We start from the raw sequence: 23,715 nt of genomic DNA on the forward strand, positions 1-23,715 counted from the left end.
TGAATGCGTAAATGAGTGAATTGACTTGTAAAAACCAGCCGGGTAGCATCCTGAACCCGTTCGTTTTCGTTTGTCTTTTGTTATTCATTCCACGCTCGGCTCACTCATTTACTCATTCACTCATTCACTGCTTCCTTGAATACTGACCAACCCACTGTGGGTGAAGTACACGAAATGTCCTTCATCGACCATCTGGAGGCCTTGCGGTGGCACATTATCCGCTCGGCCATCTCGATTGTCGTGTTTGCGACGGCCGCGTTTTTTGCCAAAGACTTCCTGTTTCACGACCTGATTCTGGGCCCCTCACGGGCCGACTTCTGGACTTACCGCATGTTCTGCCGGTTTGGCCAGTGGATCGGGGCCCCGGATTTGTGCATGGACAAGGTGGGCTTCATCATCCAGAACCGGGAGATGAGCGGGCAGCTCACGATGCACATCAGCACCTCGTTTATGGTGGGGCTGGTGCTGGCCTTCCCCTACACATTCTGGGAAATCTGGCGCTTTATCAAGCCCGGCCTCTACCCGCACGAGCAGAAAAACTCCCAGGGCGCGGTATTCTTCGTCTCGGTGCTGTTTGCGTTGGGCCTGCTGTTTGGCTACTACATTGCCGCCCCGCTGAGCATCAACTTCCTGGCTTCGTACACCGTCGACCCGACCATCGAAAACCAGATTGACCTGCAGAGCTACCTGAGCACGCTCACCACGATGTCCATTTCCACGGCCTTCGTGTTTGAGCTGCCCATGATAGTGTTCTTCCTGGCCAAGGCCGGCCTGATTACGCCCGAAATCATGCGCCTTTACCGCAAGCACGCCATTGTGGTCATCCTCATTGTGGCGGCCGTCATTACGCCCCCCGACATTTCGGCTCAGATCATCGTCACCATCCCGATTTTGATTCTCTACGAGCTCAGCATCAACATTGCCCGCGTAGTAGCCCGGGGCCGCACCGCCGCCCTGAACGCCCAGCTGGCCGAAAACGACGGAGTATCTTCTTAATGTGCTGATGTACTAATGCGGGTAATGTGCTAATGGTCAGACCAACTTCTTTCGGGAGGCAGCACATTACCCGCATTTTTCACATTCGCACATTACCCAAACATTCGCACATCAGCACATTCAACCCACAATCAGCACATTAGCTATGAAACTTGCCATTGGTTCGGACCACGCCGGCTTTGCGTACAAGGAAATGCTGGCCCACTGGCTGCGCGACAACGGCTACGAGGTGAAGGACTTCGGTACTCATTCCGCTGATTCCGTGGACTATCCGGACTTTGTGCACCCCGTAGCCAACGCCATTACGGCCGGCGAGTTTGAGCAGGGCATTCTGGTCTGCGGCTCGGCCAACGGCGTAGCCATTACGGCCAACAAGCACAAGGGCATCCGGGCGGCCATTGCCTGGCAGCCCGAGCTGGCCGAGCTGGCCCGGCAGCATAATAACGCCAACATTATCTGCGTGCCCGAGCGGTTCGTGAGCGAAGAAACTGCCCGCGCCATCGTCAGCAAGTTCCTGAACACCACCTTCGAAGGGGGCCGCCACCAAAACCGCGTCAGCAAGATTGACTGCTAGCGGTGAATGAGTGAATGAGTGAAGTGTTCAATTGGCACGGTACTGCGCCGTAGGCTACTTCACTCATTCACTTCTTGCGCTGGTACACTTTCGGAATGCGGGTGAGCTGGTAGCGGGCAAATACGGCGGGCACTTTGTATTGGAGCTCGGGCACGAGGCCGGCTTCGTCGATGATGTACTCCGGGGGTAGCTGGGCAAAGTTGTGGGCCAGGCGGAAGATGGCGCCGTACTCGTTCAGGTGCCCGAAATCGACCTGGGCCAGGCGCCAGTCGAGGTAGGGCGTGGCCAGGCGGTTGTAGAGGTAGGAACGCCGGTCGGGCCCCAGCACCAGCAGGCGGTGGCCCTGCAAGGACGCATAGGCGGGGTTGGGCTGCACGGCGTAACGCTGCTCGGCCGGAATCTGAATCACGGTTTCCAGGCCCAGCGTGGTGCGGTAGCGCACCAGCACCACGGCCCCGATAACGAGCAGCAGCAGTAGCTCGGGTACCCAGGCCCGGGACGCTTTCTGCCACAGATACAGGCAGAAATAGGTGATGGGCGGCAGTACGAGCACCATCGTACCCGGCGCCATGCCCCGGCCCGCCGCCGCCATAGCCACGGCTACCAGCAGCCACACCAGCATCAGCTGCTGAAACTTGACCTGAAACACCAGGCCCAGGGAGGTGGTGAACGAGCGGAACAAGGCCAGCACCAGCACGATACCGGGCAGAATCAGCAGGCGTAGCTGCACAAACAGCGGCATTCCATCGGTGCCCGCCACCAGGCCGCTCAGCGTGGGCTTAAAGTGAAACTGGGAGAAGTTAGGCAACGACTCGGTGTAGAGAAAGAAGGTGCCCACGGCTGCGTACGGGAACAGAAAGCCGCAGAGCAGCAGCAGAAAGCTCCGGAACGAGTTGGCTGCAAAGATGATAACGGCAAACAAGCCCACCAGCAGAAACAGCGCCAGCGGCAGGTAGCACAAGGCCGCCACGCCCATCAGGAAGCCCGCCCGAAACAGGCGCCGGTTGTCGTAGCCTTCCCGCGAGGTCGGCAGCAGGGCGCTCAGGGCCGTGATGATAAACGTGTGCCCGATAAGCAGGGGCGAGAGGGTATCAAGGTCGGTGGTGAGGCTGGCCAGCAGCAGATAGGTAAGCGCTGCCACGAAGCCCCGGTCGGGGTGCACGTCGGCGCGGTTGAGCACCAGGTTCAGGCGCAGGGCCTGAAACAGCAGCAGCACCAGGGCCAGAATCCGGTAGAGCCAGAGCGGCCGGCCCAGCACGGCGTTGAGGGCTCCGAAGAGCAGGGCCGCCAGCGGGGCGGTGCTGTCGTAGATGTCGCGGTAGAGCAGGGCGCCTTCATTCAGCCGTTCACCAATGAGCAGGGCGCGCAGCTCGGCGGCCGTAAGCGGAACTCCCAGCCAGAGCAGCGGCAGGCGCAAAGCCAGCACCAGCAGCAGCAAAGCCACCAGGCGCGTCGGGAGCGGACTTTTAAAGAAACGAAGCACAGCGGGAGCGGGGTTCTAGGAAGCTCGAAGACAAGCAGCGGCAAAGGTACGCGCATCCGGGCAAGCCGCACGGCCGCTTTTCCGGGTTTCCCGGCGGGTCGTTGGCCCACCCAAACCGGAGTCCGTATCTACGGCTGAAAAATCTAAGTCCGAAGTTCCTAAGTCCCCAAGCCCCCAACTTCCTATCTTTGCTGATTCTTATGGAAAGTAAACGACAGCAAAAGTTTGCCAGCCTCCTGCAGCAGGACCTGGCAGCCGTCTTTCAACGCGACTTACCGCACCTGTTTCCCGGCCTACCGCCGGGCATCAGCACCATCCGGGTGTCGCCCGACTTGGGCGTGGCCCGCGTGTACCTGAGCAGCCTGCTGGCCAACACTGGCCCGGCCCTGCTCGAACTGGTGCGTGACAACAGCAAGGAAATCCGCCAGGCCCTGGCCAAGCGGATTCGCCAGCAGGTGCGCATCATCCCCGAACTGGTTTTCTTCCTCGACGACAGCGCCGAGTACGCCGCCCACATGGACGCCGTGCTGGGCAAGCTCGACATTCCGGCTGAAACGCCCGAGGACCCCACCGACCCCAAAACCACCGACGAGCCCAAAGGCCCCGCCCGCCCCAAGCTCTTCGCCGACGAGGATAGTGAATGAGTGAGTGAGTGAATGAGTGAAGCAGCCTACGGCGCCGGACCGCGCCAATTGAACACTTCACTTATTCACCCACTCACCACCTCACTCATTCACCATTTCACTCCTTCACTGCTTTGTATTACGACCCGATTAAGAAGTCACTGGGCCAGGTATTTAACCGGACGCCGTGGCTGCGCCGCCTGTTTTATACCCTGCTCGATTTGCTGCTGCTGCGCACCTGGCACGTGCACCGCGAGCTGCGCCAGTGGGCCGCCGGCCGCCAGGATGAGAACCTAACCATTCTGGACGCCGGCTCGGGCTACGGGCAGTACACCTACTGGCTGTCGGGCCTAAGCAAGAAGTGGAACATCCTGGCCGTCGACGTAAAGGACGAGCAGATTGCCGACTCCAACCAGTTCTTCCGCCAGATCGGGCGCACCAACGTGCAGTTTGCCGTCCAGGACCTGGTTTTGTACCAGGAGCCCAACTCGTTTGACCTGGCTTTGTCGGTCGACGTAATGGAGCACATTCTGGAAGACGTGGAAGTGTTCCGCAACATCCACGCCTCGCTCAAGGACGGGGGCATGCTGCTCATTTCGACGCCCAGTGACCAGGGCGGCTCCGACGTGCACGCCGACGGCGAGACGAGCTTTATCGAAGAGCACGTGCGCGACGGCTACAACATCCACGAGATTCAGCAGAAGCTGCGCACCGCCGGCTTCGAGCGGATTGAGGCCCGCTACAGCTACGGCGAGCCGGGCCAGGTATCGTGGCGCCTGAGCATGAAATACCCGATTCTGATGCTGGGCATCTCGAAGTGGTTTTTCATCCTGTTGCCCTTCTATTACCTCATCACCTTCCCCTTCTGCCTGCTGCTGAACTGGATTGACTCCACGGCCAAGCACGACTCGGGCACGGGCCTGATTGTCAAAGCCTGGAAATAACGTCGGGCCACCCGAAGTAAGCGGGCTACCGTGGGGCTTAATTGCCCGGGGCCCGTTATCTTGCCTGCTAATTCTCCGGGGCCCGCAGCCAGTAAACACGGCTTTCTGCGGCTTCTTTCGTACAAGTGCTTCGTGTTGTCGACCTTCTCCTTCCTCCAACCCTAAACAGCGCCCTGCATGAACGTGTCCCTGCTCATCGCCCGGCGTTATTTCTCGTCCAAGAACAAGCGGAACATCATCAGCATCATCTCCAACATCTCGATGGTGGGGGTGGCCGTGGGCACCATGGCGCTGATTATCGTCCTGTCGGTGTTCAACGGGCTGGAGGACCTGGTCCGCACGCTCTACGGCAAGTCGGACCCCGATTTGCTCATTACCGCCGTGCAGGGTAAGTCCTTCGAAACCAACGAGCAACTGATGCAGCGCATCCGCAGCACGGCCGGCGTGGGGTTGCTTACCGAGGTAATCGAGGACAACGCCCTGCTACAGTACCACGACCGGCAGATGGTCGTCAAGATGAAGGGCGTCAGTGAGAACTACTTTGCCCAGAGCGACATCGACTCGGCCATTGTGGAAGGTGACCACCGCCTGGTGCGCGGCGGCGAAAACTACGCCCTGCTCGGGGCCGGCGTGCAGCACGAGCTCAGCATTGCCCTCGACAACCGCTTTGCGCCCCTGCACCTGCTCTACCCGCGCAACACGGGCAAGAAAACGTTGTCGATGAACCCGGAAACGGCCTTCAGCCAGCAAACCATCATTGCCGGCGGCGTCTTCCTGATCGAGCAGCACATCGACGACAGCTACATTTTCGTGCCCATCGACTTTGCCCAGAGCCTGCTCAACTACGGCAACCGCCGCACGGCCCTGGAAGTCAAGGTCGGAGCCAGTCGCACGATTGAGGAAGTAAAGCAGGACTTACAGCACGTGCTGGGCAACAAGTTCTACGTGCACGACTCCGACGAGCAGCACGTGAGCCTGCTCAAGGCCATTAAGGTCGAGAAGATGTTCGTCTTCATCACCTTCGCCTTCATCCTGCTCATTGCTTCGCTCAATATCTTCTTCTCACTCTCGATGCTAGTGCTGGATAAGAAGAAGGACGTGGCCATTCTGCTGGCCATGGGCGCCACCAGCCGCATGGTGCGCAACATCTTCCTGCTCGAAGGCGCCATTGTGGCTCAGGTCGGGGCCATTACCGGCCTCACGCTGGGCGTGGCCATCTGCTGGGCTCAGCAGACCTTCCATATTGTATCGATGGGCATGGCCACGAGCGTAGTCGACTCATACCCAGTGAAGATGCAGCTGACCGATATTGTACTTACCGGCATTGCTATTATCGTCATTACTATCACCGTTTCCATCCGCCCGGCCCTGAATGCGGCCCGCTTGGATTTGCGTGAGAACTTGTAACCCTTTCGCGGTTACTATAGTAGTTCATCTACTCATAAGCATCGTTCGTCCCCTGGTTGCACTACTTATGTCTTCATAATTTCACTATTTCAATAATAAATTTTACTTTTCTCTAAATACCGTGGTATTTAGGATTTGTCCTTAATTTCAATGCCTTATTCAGGCTTCTCATCCGACTATGAAGGTTTCCACTTCACAGCCTTTTCAGATTGTCTATTCGCTGCTTGAGCACGAGTATTTAGGCTATCTATTTGAGTCTTACGTGGTTCAGCGTAACGCCAAAGGCCAACTCACGCTCCAGCACCAGACAGTCTCGGCCAAAAATGCGCCGGAATTCGCGGATGGCCTGGATGAAATCGACTTCGAGCTCATTGCCCTGACCGACCAAATCCAGCAGGATGCGGTGATTAAGGAGTTCTGGGCGAAAAAAACGACGCCCGCCGACTTTTTCTTCAAGATTTACGACCCCGAAAAGGGCGACAAAGGCCTGCAGGACGCCATCTGCCGCTACGTGCAGGACCGCATGGGCCAGATTCTGGAGCGCCTGCAGGGCAAGTGCGTCTTTATCATGGGCAAGGACGGGGAGCCGACCTGGAAGGAAATCGGGGTGGCTCCGGAGCCGGCTTCGGTCTTGTTTCACTTCCGCCGCAACGAGGACAGTACCCATTATTTCCCCACCATTCAGTACCAGGGCCAGAAGCTCGACTTCCAGTTTAAGAACGCCGTAATGGTGTGCTTCCAGCCTGCTTGGATGCTGCTCAACGACGTGCTGCACAACTTCCGCAACGATGTGGATGGCAAAAAGCTGCAGCCGTTTCTGAATAAGAAGTTTATCGTCATTCCGCGCCAGGTCGAGGACAGCTACTTCCAGCGCTTCGTAGCTCCCTTGGTAGAGTCGTTCGACGTGCACGCCCGGGGCTTCGACATTCGCTCGGAGCGCTACGTGGCCCGGCCCCAGCTCACGTTTACCGACGTGCCCGGCGCCGTGGTGGTGGCCGACGAGGACCGCAGCCGCCCCGCCGCCGTGCGCCGCAACGGCAGCAGCGACTCGGGGACGACGGCCGTGCTGGCTGCGCCTTCCGAGCATATTCACTTTGACCTGTCGTTCCGCTACGGCGACCATACCGTGCACAACAGCTACGACAAGCGGGTGTGCGTGAAGCTGGAAAAGAACGAGGACTCCTACATCTTCCACCGCCTCATCCGCAACCTGGACCGGGAGCAGGAAATCATCCGGGAGCTGGCCGACCGGGCCCTGGAAGTGCGCAACGGCCGCGCGGTGCTCGAAAAAGCCACCGCCTTCCGCTGGCTGCACAGCCACGCCGAGGAGCTGGCCCGCATGGGCTTTACGGTGCAGCAGGGCACTTCCTCCAGCAAGGACTACTTCATCGGCGCCGTAACGGTGCAGGTGGGCATCACCGAGGGCAACGACTGGTTTGACGTGCACGGCACGGTGAGCTTCGGGGAGTTTGAAATACCGTTTATTAAGCTGCGGCCCTACATCTTGGGGCGGCGCCACGAGTTCCGCCTGCCCAACGGGCAGATTGCCATCATTCCCGAGGAGTGGTTTACGCAGTACCTGGAGCTGTTTGCCTTTGCCGAGGAGCACCATTCTACCCTGACCTTGCGCAAGCACCACCTGGCGCTGGTGTCGGATTTGCAGAACGGCAACCTGGCCACCGTGACTATGTCGCGGAAGCTGGAACGGCTGCGAGGCTTCGAAACCGTGGAAGACCAGCCCATGCCGGCCGGCTTCATGGGCGAGCTGCGACCCTACCAGAAGGCGGGCTACAACTGGCTGCACTTCGTGAAAGACTACCACTTCGGCGGCTGTCTGGCCGACGATATGGGCCTGGGCAAGACCGTGCAAACGTTGGCGTTGCTGCTGCAGCGCAAGGAAAGCGGGGAGTCGAAAGGCGCGGCTTCTTTGCTGGTCATGCCCACTTCGCTGGTGTACAACTGGCTGAGCGAGGCTACCAAGTTTACGCCCGGCCTGCGCATCCTGACCTACACCGGCACCTACCGCGACAAAAACGTGGAGCAGTTTGCCGACTACGACGTGGTGCTGACCAGCTACGGCATTGTGCGCCTGGATGCGGAGCTGCTGCGCTCCTACGGCTTCGACTACGTGATTCTGGACGAGTCGCAGGCTATTAAGAACCCGAGTTCCACGACGTCCCAGGCCGTGCGGGGCCTCCGCTCCCGCCACCGCCTGATTTTGACCGGGACGCCGGTGGAAAACAGCACGATGGACTTATGGTCCCAGATGTCGTTTATCAACCCCGGCTTGCTGGGCACCCAAACGTTTTTCCGTAAGGAGTTTCTCAAGCCCATTGAGAAGGGCAAGGACGAGGTGCGCACCCGCAAGCTGCACGCCCTGATTAAGCCCTTTATTCTGCGTCGGCACAAAGCCCAGGTAGCTAAGGAATTGCCAAGCAAGATTGAGCACCTGAGCTACTGCCCCATGACCGAGGAGCAGGCCCAGTGCTACGAGGAAACCAAGAGCTACTACCGCAACAAGATCCTGAAGAACATTGAGGAGCACGGTACGGCCGGCACCCAGTTTATGCTCTTGCAGGGCCTGACCAAGCTGCGCCAGATTGCCAACCACCCGCGCATGGCCCACGAGGACTACGAGCACGAGTCGGGCAAGCTGCGGGAGGTGATTCGCATGATTCGCAGCGTAGTTTCGGAAGGCCACAAGGTATTGGTGTTCAGTCAGTTTGTAAAACACCTCGACATCGTGCGGGCTTCGCTCGATGAAAAGCAGGTGGAGTACGCCTACCTCGACGGCAACACCCGGGACCGGCACAAGGAAGTGACCCGCTTCCAGGAAACCGAGGAGCTGCGGGTGTTCCTGATCAGCCTGAAAGCGGGCGGCGTGGGCCTCAACCTCACCGCTGCCGACTACGTCTTCATCCTGGACCCCTGGTGGAACCCCGCCGTGGAAGCCCAGGCCGTGGACCGGGCCCACCGCATCGGGCAGCAGCGCACAGTATTCACCTACAAGTTCATCACTAAGAACACGGTGGAGGAGAAAATCCTGGCCCTGCAGAACAAGAAGATTCAGCTGGTAACCGACCTGATAACCACCGACGAAGCCATTATCAAGAGCCTGACCAAGGAGGACATTGAGGAGCTGCTGGGGTAATGCCAGCAGCTCCTTATTACAGTTTACTCTTTTGCAGTCGATGGCAGCGAGTAGCGCCAATAGTATTTTGCTGTCTGTTATTCTCCTGTAATCAGGAAGGTCAACGCAAATACAAGCCCGAGCAGTCCTACGGATACAGATACCGCCTTATGTTGCGAGTAGGGCAAACAGAATATTGGCTCCGAAGAAGGAGCTGGCGCTTTCTTAACTTCAAGAACGAAGAGCTGCCAAGCAATGCTGTAATGCTCGGTTATTTGATCAAGCCGCGTGTAGATGCACACCACGATTACTGGAGCACCTCACAATACGACACCCTCGAGGTAGCCGTTACTGCACTTCAGGCAGACAGCCTATTTATGCTTACCAACAGGTGTCTTCGCTCTATGTCCTTTTCAGATATTGATACTGATATTGATACTGGTGAACCGACACTCATTCACACTGATCCGGTATCACAAACACTGATGCTAGATCATCTTGGGCGGCAAGTGACAGTCGATCAATGGATTTCGGGGAGAGAATATCCCCCTTTCAACCAACTGGAAAATTGTTTTGCCCGATTGTTCCCGGCTAAATAGCCCACATACATTGTAGTGAACTACAACTGTTATTCAGCTCCGCCTACCACTTGCTAATCTCGGCCAGCAGCTCGTAGGAGCGCAGGCGGGCCGCGTGGTCGTAGATGTGGGCCACGGCCAGCAACTCATCGACCTGGGTGGCGCCCAGAAAGTACTGCAGCTGCTTCTGCACCGTGGCCGGGGAGCCAATAAACGAATAGGCCATCATATGCTGCACGGCTTCTTCCTCCATTTCATTCCACAAGCCGTCCATGCTGGGTACCGGGGCCTGCAAAGGGCGGGAAGTGCCGCGGATGATGTTCAGGGCAAACTGGTGAAAGGACGTGGCCAGCTGCTGGGCCTGCTCGTCGGTATCGGCCAGGATGACGTTGACGCAGGCCGCAGCGTAGGGCTTTTGCAAGTGCTCGGAGGGTTGGAAGGAAGAGCGGTAGAGGTGCAGGGCGGCTTGCAGGTGGGTGGGGGCAAAGTGGCTGGCAAAGGCAAAGGGTAAGCCCAGCATGCCCGCCAGCTGGGCGCTGTAGGTGCTGGAGCCCAGCAGCCAGATGGGAATATCCAGCCCTTCGCCGGGCACGGCCCGCACCTTGTTCACCCGGTTTTCTGCGGACAAGTACTGCTGTAGTTCCTGGACCTGGTCGGGGAAATCGGTGCCGGCGCCGAGCGTGTCGCGGCGCAGGGCCCGGGCCGTGGTGGGGTCGGTGCCCGGGGCGCGGCCCAGACCCAGGTCGATGCGGCCGGGGTAGAGCGAGGCCAGGGTGCCAAACTGCTCGGCCACCACCAACGGGGCGTGGTTGGGCAGCATAATGCCGCCCGAGCCCACCCGAATAGTGGAAGTGCCGCCGGCAATGTGGCCGATGAGTACCGCCGTGGCCGAGCTGGCAATGCTGGCCATGTTGTGGTGCTCAGCCAGCCAGTAGCGCTGGTAGCCCCACTGCTCGGCGTGGCGGGCTAGGTCCAGGCTGTTGCGGAAAGTATCGGCGGGCGTGGCGCCTTCGGTAATGGCGGCCAGGTCAAGAATGGAAACGGGTACTCGGGAGCTATGGTCAGGCATTGGTTTCGGCGTAAGGCTCTAAAACCGCTAGGGCCGCCGGGTTGTTTCCCGGCACCAAACTTCTGGCCCAGACGCCGGCTGCCGCTGCCTTATCTACTCGTTTACTCCAGCGCCGATACCAGGCTGCAAGAACTATTGAAGTGCAGCAGTTCGGGCGTGGTTTTGAAGCCCCGGCCCCCGAAGCCCTTGCCATACAATTCGATGTCGGCCGATTGGCCGTAGCCGCCGGAGCTGCTTTCGGGGCTCGACGAGTCGCTGGCTTCGAGCACCGCCCCGCGCTTCACGTTCAGGGCCGCGCACATCTTGTCGGCGGTTTTGGCCGCGTCCCGCAGGGCCAGCACATCGGCCTCGCGGCGCAGGCTGTCGGCCCGGGTGTGGCCGTAGCTCAGGTCCTTGATGCGGCTGATGCGGGTGGCCAGCAGCTCTTCCAGGTACGGCGTCAGCCGCTTCAAATCGGTGATGCGCACCGTGACGGACTGCGTGGAGTTGAAGCCGGCGAATACCTCCTTGCCCCGTGCGTAGGTGAATTCCTTGTTCGACGAAGTGCTGCTCACCCGCACGTCGTCGGGTCCCGGCGCGTAGCGCTTCGACAGCGCCAGCACTTGGTCTACGACGCCCTGCACCTCGGCTACGGCATCCTTGAGCCGGGGCCGGGTAAAGGCCGCATCCACGGTCAGCACGGCATAGTCGGGGTACACCGTGACGCTGCCGTAGCCTACGCTTTTCACCTGCCGGGGCATGGCCGTGGCCGCGGGCCCCGACTGGCAGGAAGCCAGGCCGGCAAGAACAAGGATAGGAGCTGCGAAGTGGAAAAGACGGGGCATGGAAGAGTTGTAAGAATAGGGTTGAGGCTATATAACTCGATTGAGGACGTTAGCAGTATAGAGCGTCCGGATTTTCTTTTTCCGGGGTAGTCCGTGGGTCACTGCTCCAAACGGGCACTTGGCTTAGAAATATACCCACAAGTAGGTATTGTAACGCCTTGCCTGCTGAAAGAGCTTTGTGCTGGTATTCACGCTCCGCATCTAACCTGATTCTATGCGCAACTCCTTACTCACTCTAGGCCTGACCCTTGGTCTGGCAGTTTCCTCGGCTTACGCCCAAACGCCCTCCTGGCAGGGCGGCGCCCAAAACGTCAACCCAGCGCCCACCAACGACACCGAGTCGCAGGCCCTGGCTATCAGCGCCGATGCCAGCGGCAACGCCTACGTGGGCGGTACCCTTACCAACGGCCGCGGCAGCGGGGTACCGGGCGTCCGCAGCTTCGGCTCCACGGTGCTGACCAACGCCGGCAACGGCTTCGGCACGGGCTTTATCGGTAAGCTTTCGACTTCCCAGCAGTGGCAGTGGGCTGTGCCGGTGAGCAACAATGGGGAAGGTACCTACATTACCCATACCGCTGCCACGCCGGCCGGCGACGTGTACGCCAGCGGCTTTATCGAAGAGCTAGGTAACACCACGCTTAAAGTAGGCAGCCTGACCCAGGCCGTAACGGCTACCTACGGGGCTTACTTCACCCGCCTCAACACCAGCGGCCAGCCCCAGTGGATAGCCGTGGCCTCGCTCAGCGGTGCTACCTCCACCAGCTCGGTTTCGGTTGTCAGCATGAACTGGGACGCTACCAACGGCAATTTGGTCGTAGTAGGCGAGTACGAAGGCGGAGCCATGGTCTTCGGTAGCACTACGCTGCCCAGCGCGCCCAAAGGCGGTATTTTTGTGGCCAAGCTGAGTGCGGCGGGCCAGTGGCTGAGCGCCGTGGGCGTAGCCGCGACGGGAGCTTCGGCCAACTTGAATGTTGATGCCGCAGCCGCGGGCTACCAAGGCCAGGTAGCGGTGAGCTTTAGCCTTACGAACGGCAGCATTGCGTTAGGTAGTCTCTCCGTTACTTCGTCGTCATCGGCCGACGAGAAGAACACGGTAGCCCAGCTCAGCAGCACCGGGCAGTGGCAGTGGCTGGCCCAGCCTCAGGGCGTAACGGCCAGCTTTGAGCTCGACGACTTGACCTACGACCGGAACGGCAACATCTGGACGATGGGCAGTGCCAGCACCGGGGCCCAGTTGGGTACCAGCACTATTCCGGCCAACAGCGAGGAGTTTGTGGCCCGCCTGACTTCGGCCGGGCAGTGGGGTGCCGTCGGCAACATCGTGCGTCAGACCTCGGGACCCGGCTTCGCCATTGGCTCCCAGATTACGGCCGATGCCCAGGGTAACGTGCTTGTGGCCGGCGACCTGGAATATCGTACCAACAACGACACGTACGCCTTCGGTAGCACTACGCTCTCCACGGCCGGCAGCACCCGCAACTTTATGGCCCGCTTCAGCCCGGCCGGCCAGTGGCAGTTTGCTCAACTTTCGCCCGCCAGCCCCACGGCTGCTGCCAGCAGCAATTACACCGTGGAAGACATGACTCTCGACGGTATCGGCAACCTGCTGACCGCCGGCCGCATCCGCCGCGGCAGCGTCACGTTTGACGTCACCACGCTGACCGGCTCGCAGGGCGGAGATGCCTACGTGGCCAAGCTCGCCAACGCCGGCGTACTCACGGTGCGCCAGGCTGCCAACGCCGCCCCGCTGGCTTTGTACCCCAACCCCACGCCGTCGGGCGCCGCCTTCACGTTACGTTTGTCGGCCGCCACTACCGGCACCCAGGCCGTGGTCCTGCGTGATGCCCTGGGCCGGGTAGCCCGCCAGGTGACGCTGGTCGCCGGACAGTCTTCCGCCTCCATTTCGACGGCGGGCCTGACGCCGGGCCTCTACCTGGTGGAAGCCGGCGCCAGCCGGGCCCAGGTAGTGGTGGAATAGTTTTCCTCCTGCCATCCCGCTCAAAACGGGTAATCGAGTTTACAAAAGAGCTTTTTACGCCGCCAGCCGCCTCCCTTACCGGGGGCGGCTGGTTTGTTTTCGGGCGGGTTGACTCGCATCACACCAAGGTGAGCAGCCGCGGGTTTGTAGCAGAAAAAGCTCGTCATTTACGGAAACTATCCGGTTCGTATGCGTCCTTATCTACTACTGTTTCTAGTGTTCTTTGCCTGTATTGTGAGCGTACGGGCCCAAACCATCGAGCCGGGTTACTTAGTACTCAGCAGCGGCGACACGCTGCGGGGTGAGGTGGAAAACGACTTTTGGGAAGACCCACCCACGGCGGTTCGGTTCCGGCCCACACCCACGACCGCCCTAACGACGTACTCGACGCTGCAGCTGCGGGGCCTGGGGCTGGGCAGCGGCCGGCGACTACGCCTGGAGCTGCTCCCCCTCGACCGTAGCGCCACCACCACCGTGGGCCACCTACCCAGCAGTGCGCGCAGCTTCCAGAAGCCCGAGCAGGTGCTGGCCGACGTGCTGGTAGAAGGCCCGGCTTCGCTGTTGGGCGTTACGCTGCAGGGCGTCCACCATTTTTTCGTGCGGCGCGAAGCGCAGCCCTACTTCGAGATGACCGAGCGCAACTACCTGAAGCTCCAAAACGGCGTGCAGGTTGTGGCCGATGCCAACAACTACCAAGGCCAACTGCTGCTCTACTTCGGGGACTGCCCCGCCGCTACGGCCGCCACCGCCCGGGCTCCATTCACGGCGGCCGGCCTCACCACGGTGGTGCAGGCCTACAACCGCGAATGTTCGGCCACGCGCCAAGCTGGTCAGGAGCTGGCCGCCGACAAGGTGCCCGCCAACCGCACTATCATACGAGCGGGCCTGCTGGCCGGGGTGCGCTACAACTCCTTCCAATTCGACGGGGCGCCGGGCGCCGCCACCGACGTAGCGGGCCTCAATGCCGATGGCCGGGTGCACGCGCAGTTCGGAGCTTACGCCGATGTGGTGGGGGGCGGGCGGCGGCTGGCGCTGCACACGGCGCTGCTGGCGTCGCGGTTTGGCCACGCCCAGCCGGTCAGCTTGCGCTACAGTAAAGGAACCGGCTCGTTTATCTACCGCGGCACGCTGCTCAACCTGCAGGTCGGGCTGCGCCGCTTCGTAGCCCTGAGCCCCACCACCCAGTTTATCTACGGCGGCGGCTACGAAATCAACGGCTACCTCAGGCCCGAGTCGGAAATAACGTACGGCGCCAGCAAGGACGACTTTCTGGTTGGCTTCCGGGGCACGGCGCTGCCCTACCTGGAAGTTGGCCTTGTGCACCACCGCTTCGGCCTGCAGGTGCACAGCCGCCTTTACCAGGACCAGTACTACGCCGACTACCGCGTCAGCGTGTGGGCCCTGGGCGCGGTGCTCAGCTACCGGCTCAGCGCCGATACCGACCAACCGGCAGCCGGCAAGTAGCCGCTACTGAAGTCGCGCCCCATCGATTCATCTGACGGCTGGCAAGTGCTTAGTAAGCCTGTTTTCGGTTCGCCACAAGCCCTCGGCGTCTGATTGAGTGAATTCGGCAATCAACGTTTGCCCGGCACCGGTAGTCTTACCGCATGATCTTGCCGCGCAAGTCCCAGTGGCTGGACTTTACGGCCCGCCCGTCGGGCTCCCGCTTGATAGTGCGGGTATACCGCTCCCCGGCAATGAGCCCGTCGGGGCGGCGCTTGCCAAAAAACAGGGTCATCGGCTCCCCGTGCTCGTTGGTCACGAAGGTGATGTCGTAGCCTTTAAATACGTCGTTAATGCTGGTCGAAGCCTCGTAGATCTTGCTCAGCTTCTTGTCGAGTTCGGGGTGAAGAGGCATTGGGCTGGGAAAATAGGTCCGGCTTTTTTACGGTCCTTATTTGCTTACCGGTGGCTTCGCAAGCCAAAAAAATACCAGGCCCGACCAGTACCGCGGCCTCCGGCTGAAAACCAAAGCCCCCAAGTCCGGGTTAGCACGGCCTATGCACGTCACCCTTCGCACGCCCGTGGCCCAGTCGCCCGCTCAGGTGTTTGCCGGCTTCACCCGGGAGCTGTTTCTGGCCCTGGCCCCGCCGTTTCCCCGGCTGAAGCTCCACCGCTTCGACGGCTGCCAGCGTGGCGACCGGGTGGAGATTGAGCTCGTCAGCGGGCCGCTGCGCCAGCGTTGGACCAGCCTTATTACCGACCACGGCGTGCAGCCCGACGGCACTCATTTCTTCATCGACGAGGGCCAGATCCTGCCCGCCCCGCTACGGTTTTGGCGGCACCGCCACCTCATCGAGCCCGGCCCCGGGGGCGGCAGCGTCATTGTGGATGCCCTGGAGTTTCGCACGGCTTCCCGCATGCTCGACGCGCTGCTTTACCCGCTCATGTGGGCCCAGTTTGCTTACCGCAAGCCCATTTACCGGCGCGTATTCGCCTAATCGGCCGGCCATAACGCGGGCTGGCCGGGTTTGGCGTACTTTTGTAGTTCGTACCGCCACTTAGCTTCTCTTGTTATGCCCGCCATTGTCACGCTCAAACCTGGTAAAGACCAATCCTTGCGCCGCCGCCACCCCTGGGTGTTTTCGGGCGCCATCGGCCGCATGCAGGGCGAGGTGCTGGAAGGCGAAGTGGTGATGGTGCAGGCCGCCAACGGCGAAGTGCTGGGCATGGGCCACTACGCCCCCGGCTCTATTGCCGTGCGCATGCTCGACTTCGGGACCGAGGCCCAGCTGCCCGACGCGGCCTTCTGGGAAAGCCGCATCCGCAATGCCTACGAGTTGCGCAAAGGCCTGCAACTCACCGGTCAGGGTAATACCAACGTGTACCGCCTGGCCCACGCCGAGGGCGACGGCCTGCCCGGCCTCATCATCGACGTGTACGGCGACGTGGCCGTGGTGCAGGCCCACAGCGCGGGCATGTACAAGGCCCGCCCGCTGATTGCGGCGGCATTGCAGGCCGTCATTCCGGGCTTGCGGGCCATTTACGACAAGAGTGCCGAAACCGTGCCCGCCAAGGCCGCGCCCGGCGCCCAGAACGGCTACCTGTTTGGGGAAAGCAACGGGCAGGAGCACATTGTGCACGAAAACGGCCACCCCTTCGCCGTGGATTGGGAAACGGGTCAGAAAACCGGCTTCTTCATCGACCAGCGCGACAACCGCAGCCTGCTGGCCCGCTACGCCCCCGGCCGCCGCGTGCTGAATACCTTTTGCTACACCGGCGGCTTCAGCTCCTACGCCCTGCAGGCCGGCGCCGAACTGGTGCATTCGGTGGACAGCTCCAAACGCGCCATTGAGCTGACCGAGCGCAACGCGGCCCTCACCGGCCTCGAAAGCAAGCACGAAGCCTACGCCCAGGACGTGTTCAGCTTCCTCAAGGACCGCCACAACCAGTACGACCTCATCGTACTCGACCCGCCGGCGTTTGCCAAGCACCTCTCGGCCCGCCACAACGCCCTGATGGGCTACAAGCGCCTGAACGTGGCCGGTATCAAGCAGATTGCCCCCGGCGGCCTGCTCTTCACCTTCAGCTGCTCCCAGGTTGTGTCGGCCGAGCTGTTTGAGGGCGCCGTGCTGGCGGCGGCCATCGAAGCCGGCCGCCCGGCCCGCATCCTGCACCGCCTCACCCAGCCCGCCGACCACCCCGTGAGCCTGTTCCACCCCGAGGGCGAATACCTGAAGGGCCTGGTGCTGGCCGTGGAATAAGGCCCGCAGCATGACCGAGCCGCCCGTTGACGCCTGGAATTTCCCGAGCTGCTTTCCGGCGCCCGGGCGGCCGCAGGCAATGTACTACGGCCCACTGCACGAATTCGGGCAGGGCAGCCCGGTATGGGCCCCAGGTTATTGGGTTTCAGCAGGGCAGCCCGTGCTTTTGTTGCACAAACGGTGCGGCGGTCCACCCGTGTGGGAGCCCAGTGGGCAAAGAGTGGCTTTTCCCATCTGGGAGCGAAACTGGCTGGGTAGTATCCTGGCCCGAATCGGAATTCTGGATACCGTAGCGGCCGAGCTGCGGGTGCTGGCGCCCCGGTTTCGGGTACTCCAGCTCGAACAATTTGACGGGCAGTTTGTGAAAGGTATTGACAGTCCCGTATTCGGGCCGCGGGCCTTTACGGTGGACGTTACCACCGCCCGGCGCAAACGCACCGTTTCCCTGCTTCACCTATAACTCCCCGCTTTGGCCCGCAAACCCAAGTCCAGCAGCTCCCTCAAGCCCGCCGTTGCCGTTATTGGGGCCGGTATTGCCGGTATTGCCGCCGCCCTGCGCCTGGCTTTGAAAGGCCACGCCGTGACGGTGTTTGAAGCCCAGGACACGTTTGGGGGCAAGATGTACCAGTTCGACCTGCCCGGTGGCTACCGCTTCGACGCCGGCCCCTCGCTCTTTACCCTGCCGGCCCTGGTGGATGAGCTGTTCCGGCTGGCCGGCCGCCGCCCCCAGGACCACTTCCGCTACGAGCGGCTCGACCCGATTACCCAGTACTTTTTCGCCGACGGCACCCGCCTCACCGCCTGGGCCGACGAGGAAAAGTTTGCTGACGAAGTCGAGGCCAAGCTGGGCGTGCCGGCGGCCCAGGTCACGCAATTTCTGCAACGCAGCGGCGCGGCTTACCAGGCCACCGAAAGCACGTTTCTGCATAAGTCCTTGCACAAGCTGGGTACTTACCTGAGCAAGGACGTGCTGGGCGCCCTGGCGGCCCTGCCCAGTCTGGGCCTGACGGGCACCATGCACCAGCGCCACGCCAAGGCCTTCCCTGACCCGCGCCTGGTGCAGCTCTTCGACCGGTTTGCCACCTACAACGGCTCCGACCCCTACCAGGCCCCGGCCACGCTGAGCCTTATTCCGCACCTGGAGCACGGCATCGGCGCATTTTACCCCGAAGGCGGCATTCACAGCATTGCCCGCAGCCTGGTAGAGCTGGCCGAGGAACTGGGCGTGGAATTCCGCTACCAGGAGCCAGTGGAGGAAATTCTGACGGCCGGCGGGCAGGTAACCGGGGTGCGCACGGCCCGGGACATCTACGATTTCGGCGTGGTCGTCAGCAACATGGACGTGGTGCCGACCTACCGCCGCCTGCTGCCCACCCAGCCCGCCCCCGAGCGGACCCTGGGCCAGCCCCGCTCGTCCTCGGCCCTGATTTTTTACTGGGGCGTGGCCCGCCGCTTCCCCGAGCTGGACCTGCACAACATCTTCTTCAGCCAGGATTACCGCCGGGAGTTCCAGGCCATTTTCGAGGAGAAAACCGTCAGCGACGACCCGACGGTGTACGTGAACATTACGGCCAAGAAAACGCCCACCGACGCCCCGGCCGGCCACGAAAACTGGTTTGTGATGGTGAACGTGCCCCACAACCAGGGCCAGGACTGGGACGCGCTGATCCAAAAGACCCGGCGGGCCGTACTGGCTAAAGTAGGCCGGGCCCTGGGCACGGAGCTGGAGCCCCTGCTGCGGGCCGAGCAGGTCTGGGACCCGCGCGGTATTGAGCAGCGCACTTCCTCCTTTGGCGGGGCCCTTTACGGCAGCTCCTCCAACAACGCGCTGGCGGCGTTTCTGCGCCACCCCAACTTTTCGGGGAAGCTGCAAGGACTGTACTTTTGCGGCGGCAGCGTCCACCCCGGCGGCGGAATTCCGCTGAGCCTGCTCTCGGCCAAGATTGTGGCTGATTTAATCAATTAGTAATGAGTAATTAGTAATTAATAATTGAGCGTGTGTTATGCCAGTCGGCAGCTTCGCCGGGGCCAAAACCACTCTTAGATATTAACTGCTGATTCCTAATTCCCTTCTTAAGTGTCTGCTTCCGAATCTACCCAACACCTGCCCGCCCCGCCGGTAGTGCCCGACACCAACCCGCGCCGCCTGCGCGTGGCCCAGGGCATTCTGCTGCTGTTTCACGTCACGGGCTTTCTGGGGCTGGCCTTTTCCAAGGACCCGGACTTCTACCTGCAGTTTGTGCCCCTGAACCTGCTGCTGACGGCCGTGCTGCTCTTTGCCTTCCAGCGCGACCGGGGCTTTGCCTTCCTCGGCTTCTGCATCACGACGATGGCCGTGGGCTTTTTCGTGGAAGTGGTGGGCATTCAGACTGGTAAGCTCTTCGGCCAGTATTCTTACGGGGCCACGCTGGGGCCCAAGTGGCTGGGGGTACCGTTGCTCATTGGTCTCAACTGGTTGATGCTGACGTATATGGCCGGTATTCTGGCCCGCTATTTACCCGTGGGCGGATTTTTGCGGGCCGTGGCGGCGGCCCTGCTGCTGGTGGGCATGGATATTTGCCTGGAGCCCGTGGCCGTGCAGTACGACTTCTGGACCTGGGCCTACGACGTCATTCCGCTTCAGAACTTTAAGGGCTGGTTTGCGGTGGCCCTGATTCTGCAGGTGTACTTCAACCGGACCGACTTTGAAAAGCGTAACCCGCTGGTTCCCTTTGTGTACTTGCTGCAGCTGCTGTTTTTCTTCGGCCTTGGCTGGTTTATTCGCTAACTTTCGTGAGTTCCACTCCGACGGCCCGCTATGAACCCAACGTTACGCAATACCTTACTCGAAGAAGCCATTCAGCTCTTTCAAGCCCGGGGCATCTCGGACCTGTCGTTGGAGCAGATCATGCAGGCTCTGGACATTTCGCCGGCCACGTTCCGGGAAATGTTCCGCGACAAGGAGGATCTGGTACTGCAAGTCACCCAGCACGATATTGAGCGCCAGAAGCGGGAGCACGCCGAGCTTTACCAGCGCGTCGATAATGCCGTGGCCCGCCTGCTAAGCCTGCTGGAAATGGGCATCCGGGACCTGCGTAAGGTGAAGTCGCCCCAGTACTTCTCCGACCTGATTCAGGACTTCCCCCAGGCCTGGGAAATGGGGCAGCAGCACCTGGCCGAGTACTCCATGCCCCAGATTCACAACCTGCTCAACGAGGCTATTCTGCACAAGAGCATGCGCGGCGACATCAACATTGCGTTGGTCAGCAAAATCATCATCGAGCAGCTCTACATGGTGCTCAACGAGCAGATTTTCCCGCCCAGTCGCTACGACGTGGCCGAGGTGTTCCGCAGTGTGTACCTGTACTATATCCGGGGCCTGTGCACCGAAGAAGGGCTCAAAGCCGCTTCCTCCTACTTTGCCCGCATGTAAGTCGGCAACGACCTGCCCCGAAACCACAAGAGGAGCCCCGCGGGGCTCCTCTTTTTCATTATGCAGCTATGTAGCAGCTGGTTAGCTGATAGACACGCGCACTTTCTTGGTGTACTCGCGCAGGGCGTCCTTGAACTCGGCGCCGCTATCCTTCATGTGGTTCAGGATGAAGATGGCGGCAAACACGTGGGTCAGCTTTTCGCCTTCGTCCTCGCCTTCCACCTCGAAAGCGGGCTGCTGCTCCTCGAGCAGGGCTTCTTCGGCGGCCACGAGGCTCTCCAGAGTCTGCGTCTCCACCAAGCGCTTGATTACGGGTATTTTCATGACGGGAGCGGGCCTTAGTTCAGGCGGTTAATCAAGTCGGCTACGGCTTCTTCCTTGCTGGCCGAAACGGTGTCGACCAATTCGCCATCCTTGAAAATGGCGAAGAAAGGCAGCGTGGTTACGTTGGCCAGCTTACGGGCCGCCGGGCTGGTTTCGGCATTCACGTCCACAAACTTGATGTTCTGGTTCTGCTCGGCCTGGGCCATACGCTTAAACTTGGGCGAGAACAGGCGGCAGTTGCCACACCAGTCGGCGTAGTATTTCACCACTACTTTCTCATGGGTTTCGAGCAGTTGCTGGAAGTCGGAATCAGTTGCTTTCGTAACGGACATTATGCGGAAGGAAATTGAGTAAACAAGAAGAAGCCAGATAAGAACGATTCTTATCTGGCTGCAAATCTAAAGCACGAAAGCGGCAAAAAGGTTTATTCGGTCATTAATTTCCCAAACTCTTTTTCTATTCCCGCACCAGGCGGGCCCGCAGCACCTGCCCGTCGATGACGGCCGTGAGCAGGTACACGCCCACGGGCTGGCTGGCCTCGAAGGCAGTGGGCAGCTGGTTTTCGCCGGCCTGCAGTGCCACCGGCGCCTGACTAACGATGCGGCCCAGGGCGTCATACATGGTCAGCTGCACGGTCTGGGCTTTGGCGGCCGTCAGGCGCACGGTGTAGGCCCGGTCGGTGGGGTTGGGGAAGGCGCTCAGGCTGGCGGCCAGCTTGCTCTGGGTAAAGCTGACGGTGCGCACCGGCGAGTAGGTATCGGTGCCCTCGGCCGTGTCGTGCTGGCGTAGACGGTAGTACTGCAGGCTGCCGCGGCGGGCGGCACCGACATCGGTGAAGCGGTACTGCTGGGCAATATTAGTAGTGCCCTTGCCCGCCACGAAGCCCACGCGCTGGAAGGTTTTGCTGTCCACGCTGACTTCCACGAAGAAGCCTTCATTGTTCAGCTCCGAGGCCGTGGTCCAGCTCAGCACAGCATCAGTTTCCTTAGCCTGAGCCGTAAACTCGCGCAGTTCCACTGGCAGGGGATTGTTCTGGTCGGCCCCGGTAAAAATGCCGTAGGTGTTCTGCAGGTCCGAGGTCAGCGTATTGTTGGGCACGCTTACGTTGCCCTGGGGGCTTTCCCAGGCGCTGCCGTTCCAGCGCTGCAGGCGTAGGCGCCCTTCGGTGATATTGTTGGGAGCAGTGTTGAACTCCGAAGTGAGGTAGCCAAACGTCAGGGTGGAAGTAGGCGCCAGCGTGTAGTTGTTGGTCTGCACAATCCAGTACCGGTCCAAGGCGTAGATGGAGTTGCCGCGCAGCGAAGTCACGCCCGTGGGTAGGGGCAGGTTGTCGGGGCCGGTGCTGTAGGTCGCAAACGACAGGCCGCCACTACTGTTGCCCCCGGCCGTGATGTTGGCCGTCATGGGCACGTCAGTAGTACCGCTGCTCAGCGGCACGGTGTAGGTTCCGGTGTTGGAGCCGATAACCCAGTTCAGGCGCCCGTAGCCCGCCGTCGAGTTGGTTTCGCTCACCAACGAGCCGGTGGTGCGGCTGATGGCCGAGGTAGCGCCGTTGTTGAGCGTCAGCACGTGGGTATTGAGTTGCAACTTATTGGCCCCCAGCGTGAGCAGGCCGCTGCTGTTGCCCACCGAAATATCGGCCGTCAGCTGAGCGGCGCTGGTAGCCCCGCTCACGTCCAGGGTATGAAACGTAGTGGTGCCCGTGCCCCCAATCTGCTGGGTGGTAGTGCCCACGAGCTGCACCGTGCCGGTAGCGGGCGTGAGTACACCGCCGGTCGTGTTGTTGGTCCAGTTGCCGGTGAGGGAGAGGGTGCCGGCGTTATCGATGGTACCGCCGTTGCTAACAGTAACATCACCGACTACCGCGAGCTGCGCCCCGGACTGAATGCTGATAACGGCGCCCTGGTTGGACAATCCCTGGCCCAGGGTTGGCAGAGCCGTCAGCAGAAATAGAGACCCAAGTGGTAAAGAATGTTTCATAGTAAGAAGGAGAAGCCGTTTACCCGCGCGGTGGGAAAATACCCTGCACGGCAATACAGTAGGTGAGCGTCAGGTAGGGCTGCCTGTTGTTGTGCGGCGTGGCTGTGCCCACGGCCCCGCTGGCCATATAGCCAGTGCCGGTAGTCCCATACTGGGGCTCACCGGAGCCATTGCTGGCTAAGTAAGCATTTTCGGGCGAACCTAACGTACCTAGCTCGGTGCTGTACGTCAGGGCTACCGTGTGCTGGTGGGCCGGCAGCTCAGTATCCAGCAAGGCCACGGTGGCGCTGCCCCCGGCCTGCCCCAGCTCGTAATTGCTGAGCCCCGGCCCCTGACCAGCCCCCACGGCCACGCGGCCGTTCAGGTTGGGTAGGGCAAAGGTTGATTTACCATCTCCGCCGTAAGTGGTACCCAGCAAGGAAAACAAGGCCGTATTTTGGGAAAGGGGCAGAAGTTGCCCGTCGCAGCGCATGTAGCCTTTTGGTACGAAGTTGTCGAAAGGTAGCGTGATGATTTCCGCTAGAAATGGCCCGTCGCCACCCGTTAGCGTACCGGCAGTGGCGGGAGTGGCGCGGCCCAGCAGAGCCTGTAGAGGACCGGCCAGAAAGCTTCCGGCCACCACGCCCGACAAACGCTTGAGCAGGCTCCGGCGGGCCGGCTGGCTGGGAGAAGAATCAGCAGTAGACACG

At 60.8% G+C, this 23,715-nt stretch carries 23 protein-coding genes; 15 read left to right on the forward strand and 8 right to left on the reverse strand.

Annotation, left to right across the window (positions count from 1 at the left end):
• The first annotated feature begins 135 nt into the window (after positions 1–135).
• Both tatC and rpiB read left to right on the forward strand, forming a co-directional pair.
• A complete protein-coding gene (gene tatC / locus CLV45_RS17525; RefSeq protein WP_317045120.1) occupies positions 136–996 on the forward strand; it encodes a twin-arginine translocase subunit TatC in 861 nt (286 codons plus the stop codon).
• A 145-nt stretch (positions 997–1,141) separates the two neighbouring features.
• Positions 1,142–1,570, forward strand: a complete 429-nt coding sequence (gene rpiB, locus CLV45_RS17530; RefSeq protein WP_100337781.1) for a ribose 5-phosphate isomerase B — start codon at positions 1,142–1,144, stop codon at positions 1,568–1,570.
• Positions 1,571–1,637: 67 nt separating this feature from the next.
• Here rpiB and CLV45_RS17535 read toward each other — a convergent pair whose 3' ends face one another.
• On the reverse strand, positions 1,638–3,053 hold the full coding sequence (locus tag CLV45_RS17535; RefSeq protein WP_157807614.1) for a hypothetical protein: 1,416 nt from the start codon (positions 3,051–3,053) through the stop codon (positions 1,638–1,640).
• A 200-nt stretch (positions 3,054–3,253) separates the two neighbouring features.
• Between CLV45_RS17535 and CLV45_RS17540 the strand changes: the two genes are divergently transcribed.
• From CLV45_RS17540 to CLV45_RS25230, 5 genes are all read left to right on the forward strand, one after another.
• Positions 3,254–3,697 carry a ribosome-binding factor A gene (locus CLV45_RS17540; RefSeq protein ID WP_100337783.1) on the forward strand — a complete coding sequence of 148 codons (444 nt, stop codon included), beginning with the start codon at positions 3,254–3,256 and terminating at the stop codon, positions 3,695–3,697.
• 113 nt (positions 3,698–3,810) lie between these two features.
• The gene (locus CLV45_RS17545) at positions 3,811–4,620 is read left to right on the forward strand and encodes a class I SAM-dependent methyltransferase (RefSeq protein WP_100337784.1); all 810 of its coding nucleotides are present in this window, start codon (positions 3,811–3,813) and stop codon (positions 4,618–4,620) included.
• 177 nt (positions 4,621–4,797) lie between these two features.
• Complete coding sequence (locus tag CLV45_RS17550; protein WP_100337785.1) at positions 4,798–6,027, forward strand: FtsX-like permease family protein; 1,230 nt, start codon at positions 4,798–4,800, stop codon at positions 6,025–6,027.
• Between the two features lie 178 nt (positions 6,028–6,205).
• Entirely contained in the window at positions 6,206–9,178 is a 2,973-nt protein-coding gene (locus CLV45_RS17555) for a DEAD/DEAH box helicase (protein WP_100337786.1), read from the forward strand.
• A gap of 383 nt (positions 9,179–9,561) precedes the next feature.
• A complete protein-coding gene (locus CLV45_RS25230) occupies positions 9,562–9,756 on the forward strand; it encodes a hypothetical protein (RefSeq protein WP_211289967.1) in 195 nt (64 codons plus the stop codon).
• Between the two features lie 43 nt (positions 9,757–9,799).
• On the opposite strand, the gene CLV45_RS17560 is transcribed toward CLV45_RS25230, so the two are convergent.
• Together CLV45_RS17560 and CLV45_RS17565 are read right to left on the reverse strand one after the other, a co-directional pair.
• Entirely contained in the window at positions 9,800–10,804 is a 1,005-nt protein-coding gene (locus tag CLV45_RS17560) for an LLM class flavin-dependent oxidoreductase (RefSeq protein ID WP_100337787.1), read from the reverse strand.
• A gap of 101 nt (positions 10,805–10,905) precedes the next feature.
• Positions 10,906–11,628: an SIMPL domain-containing protein gene (locus CLV45_RS17565; protein WP_100337788.1), complete on the reverse strand. Its 723-nt coding sequence runs from the start codon at positions 11,626–11,628 to the stop codon at positions 10,906–10,908.
• A gap of 214 nt (positions 11,629–11,842) precedes the next feature.
• Here CLV45_RS17565 and CLV45_RS17570 point away from each other — a divergent pair, with 214 nt between their 5' ends.
• Positions 11,843–13,606 carry a T9SS type A sorting domain-containing protein gene (locus CLV45_RS17570; protein ID WP_100337789.1) on the forward strand — a complete coding sequence of 588 codons (1,764 nt, stop codon included), beginning with the start codon at positions 11,843–11,845 and terminating at the stop codon, positions 13,604–13,606.
• Positions 13,607–13,795: 189 nt separating this feature from the next.
• A complete protein-coding gene (locus CLV45_RS17575) occupies positions 13,796–15,070 on the forward strand; it encodes a hypothetical protein (protein WP_157807615.1) in 1,275 nt (424 codons plus the stop codon).
• A 136-nt stretch (positions 15,071–15,206) separates the two neighbouring features.
• Here CLV45_RS17575 and CLV45_RS17580 read toward each other — a convergent pair whose 3' ends face one another.
• Positions 15,207–15,464 carry a hypothetical protein gene (locus tag CLV45_RS17580; RefSeq protein ID WP_100337791.1) on the reverse strand — a complete coding sequence of 86 codons (258 nt, stop codon included), beginning with the start codon at positions 15,462–15,464 and terminating at the stop codon, positions 15,207–15,209.
• A 142-nt stretch (positions 15,465–15,606) separates the two neighbouring features.
• On the opposite strand from CLV45_RS17580, the gene CLV45_RS17585 reads away from it, so the two are divergent.
• The 6 genes from CLV45_RS17585 to CLV45_RS17610 all read left to right on the forward strand — a co-directional run bounded on the left by CLV45_RS17585 (position 15,607) and on the right by CLV45_RS17610 (position 20,722).
• On the forward strand, positions 15,607–16,047 hold the full coding sequence (locus CLV45_RS17585; protein ID WP_100338247.1) for an SRPBCC family protein: 441 nt from the start codon (positions 15,607–15,609) through the stop codon (positions 16,045–16,047).
• 75 nt (positions 16,048–16,122) lie between these two features.
• Positions 16,123–17,310: a class I SAM-dependent rRNA methyltransferase gene (locus CLV45_RS17590; RefSeq protein WP_100337792.1), complete on the forward strand. Its 1,188-nt coding sequence runs from the start codon at positions 16,123–16,125 to the stop codon at positions 17,308–17,310.
• A 220-nt stretch (positions 17,311–17,530) separates the two neighbouring features.
• Positions 17,531–17,770, forward strand: coding sequence for a hypothetical protein (locus CLV45_RS17595; RefSeq protein WP_157807616.1), 240 nt, complete (start codon positions 17,531–17,533; stop codon positions 17,768–17,770).
• Positions 17,771–17,779: 9 nt separating this feature from the next.
• Complete coding sequence (gene crtD / locus CLV45_RS17600; protein WP_100337794.1) at positions 17,780–19,276, forward strand: 1-hydroxycarotenoid 3,4-desaturase CrtD; 1,497 nt, start codon at positions 17,780–17,782, stop codon at positions 19,274–19,276.
• Positions 19,277–19,387: 111 nt separating this feature from the next.
• On the forward strand, positions 19,388–20,077 hold the full coding sequence (locus tag CLV45_RS17605; protein ID WP_100337795.1) for a carotenoid biosynthesis protein: 690 nt from the start codon (positions 19,388–19,390) through the stop codon (positions 20,075–20,077).
• Between the two features lie 30 nt (positions 20,078–20,107).
• On the forward strand, positions 20,108–20,722 hold the full coding sequence (locus tag CLV45_RS17610; RefSeq protein ID WP_100337796.1) for a TetR/AcrR family transcriptional regulator: 615 nt from the start codon (positions 20,108–20,110) through the stop codon (positions 20,720–20,722).
• Positions 20,723–20,803: 81 nt separating this feature from the next.
• On the opposite strand, the gene CLV45_RS17615 is transcribed toward CLV45_RS17610, so the two are convergent.
• The 4 genes from CLV45_RS17615 to CLV45_RS17630 all read right to left on the reverse strand — a co-directional run bounded on the left by CLV45_RS17615 (position 20,804) and on the right by CLV45_RS17630 (position 23,714).
• On the reverse strand, positions 20,804–21,046 hold the full coding sequence (locus tag CLV45_RS17615) for a DUF6952 family protein (protein ID WP_100337797.1): 243 nt from the start codon (positions 21,044–21,046) through the stop codon (positions 20,804–20,806).
• Between the two features lie 14 nt (positions 21,047–21,060).
• Positions 21,061–21,378, reverse strand: a complete 318-nt coding sequence (locus tag CLV45_RS17620; protein ID WP_100337798.1) for a thioredoxin family protein — start codon at positions 21,376–21,378, stop codon at positions 21,061–21,063.
• A 124-nt stretch (positions 21,379–21,502) separates the two neighbouring features.
• Positions 21,503–23,026 (reverse strand): T9SS type A sorting domain-containing protein, encoded by a 1,524-nt coding sequence (locus CLV45_RS17625; protein WP_100337799.1) that lies wholly within the window; start codon positions 23,024–23,026, stop codon positions 21,503–21,505.
• A 19-nt stretch (positions 23,027–23,045) separates the two neighbouring features.
• Positions 23,046–23,714: a phage tail protein gene (locus CLV45_RS17630; protein WP_317045122.1), complete on the reverse strand. Its 669-nt coding sequence runs from the start codon at positions 23,712–23,714 to the stop codon at positions 23,046–23,048.
• Position 23,715: the final 1 nt, after the last annotated feature.

The organism is Hymenobacter chitinivorans DSM 11115 (assembly GCF_002797555.1).
In the GTDB taxonomy this organism is placed as follows: domain Bacteria; phylum Bacteroidota; class Bacteroidia; order Cytophagales; family Hymenobacteraceae; genus Hymenobacter; species Hymenobacter chitinivorans.

What these genes read in the sequence shown, in the direction of transcription:
- rpiB (WP_100337781.1), top strand. Translation starts at nt 1,142, where the DNA reads ATGAAACTTGCCATTGGTTCGGACCACGCCGGCTTTGCGTACAAGGAA.
- CLV45_RS17540 (WP_100337783.1), top strand. Translation starts at nt 3,254, where the DNA reads ATGGAAAGTAAACGACAGCAAAAGTTTGCCAGCCTCCTGCAGCAGGAC.
- CLV45_RS17550 (WP_100337785.1), top strand. Translation starts at nt 4,798, where the DNA reads ATGAACGTGTCCCTGCTCATCGCCCGGCGTTATTTCTCGTCCAAGAAC.
- CLV45_RS17555 (WP_100337786.1), top strand. Translation starts at nt 6,206, where the DNA reads ATGAAGGTTTCCACTTCACAGCCTTTTCAGATTGTCTATTCGCTGCTT.
- CLV45_RS25230 (WP_211289967.1), top strand. Translation starts at nt 9,562, where the DNA reads ATGTCCTTTTCAGATATTGATACTGATATTGATACTGGTGAACCGACA.
- CLV45_RS17560 (WP_100337787.1), bottom strand. Translation starts at nt 10,804, where the DNA reads ATGCCTGACCATAGCTCCCGAGTACCCGTTTCCATTCTTGACCTGGCC.
- CLV45_RS17565 (WP_100337788.1), bottom strand. Translation starts at nt 11,628, where the DNA reads ATGCCCCGTCTTTTCCACTTCGCAGCTCCTATCCTTGTTCTTGCCGGC.
- CLV45_RS17570 (WP_100337789.1), top strand. Translation starts at nt 11,843, where the DNA reads ATGCGCAACTCCTTACTCACTCTAGGCCTGACCCTTGGTCTGGCAGTT.
- CLV45_RS17575 (WP_157807615.1), top strand. Translation starts at nt 13,796, where the DNA reads ATGCGTCCTTATCTACTACTGTTTCTAGTGTTCTTTGCCTGTATTGTG.
- CLV45_RS17580 (WP_100337791.1), bottom strand. Translation starts at nt 15,464, where the DNA reads ATGCCTCTTCACCCCGAACTCGACAAGAAGCTGAGCAAGATCTACGAG.
- CLV45_RS17585 (WP_100338247.1), top strand. Translation starts at nt 15,607, where the DNA reads ATGCACGTCACCCTTCGCACGCCCGTGGCCCAGTCGCCCGCTCAGGTG.
- CLV45_RS17590 (WP_100337792.1), top strand. Translation starts at nt 16,123, where the DNA reads ATGCCCGCCATTGTCACGCTCAAACCTGGTAAAGACCAATCCTTGCGC.
- CLV45_RS17610 (WP_100337796.1), top strand. Translation starts at nt 20,108, where the DNA reads ATGAACCCAACGTTACGCAATACCTTACTCGAAGAAGCCATTCAGCTC.
- CLV45_RS17615 (WP_100337797.1), bottom strand. Translation starts at nt 21,046, where the DNA reads ATGAAAATACCCGTAATCAAGCGCTTGGTGGAGACGCAGACTCTGGAG.
- CLV45_RS17620 (WP_100337798.1), bottom strand. Translation starts at nt 21,378, where the DNA reads ATGTCCGTTACGAAAGCAACTGATTCCGACTTCCAGCAACTGCTCGAA.
- CLV45_RS17625 (WP_100337799.1), bottom strand. Translation starts at nt 23,026, where the DNA reads ATGAAACATTCTTTACCACTTGGGTCTCTATTTCTGCTGACGGCTCTG.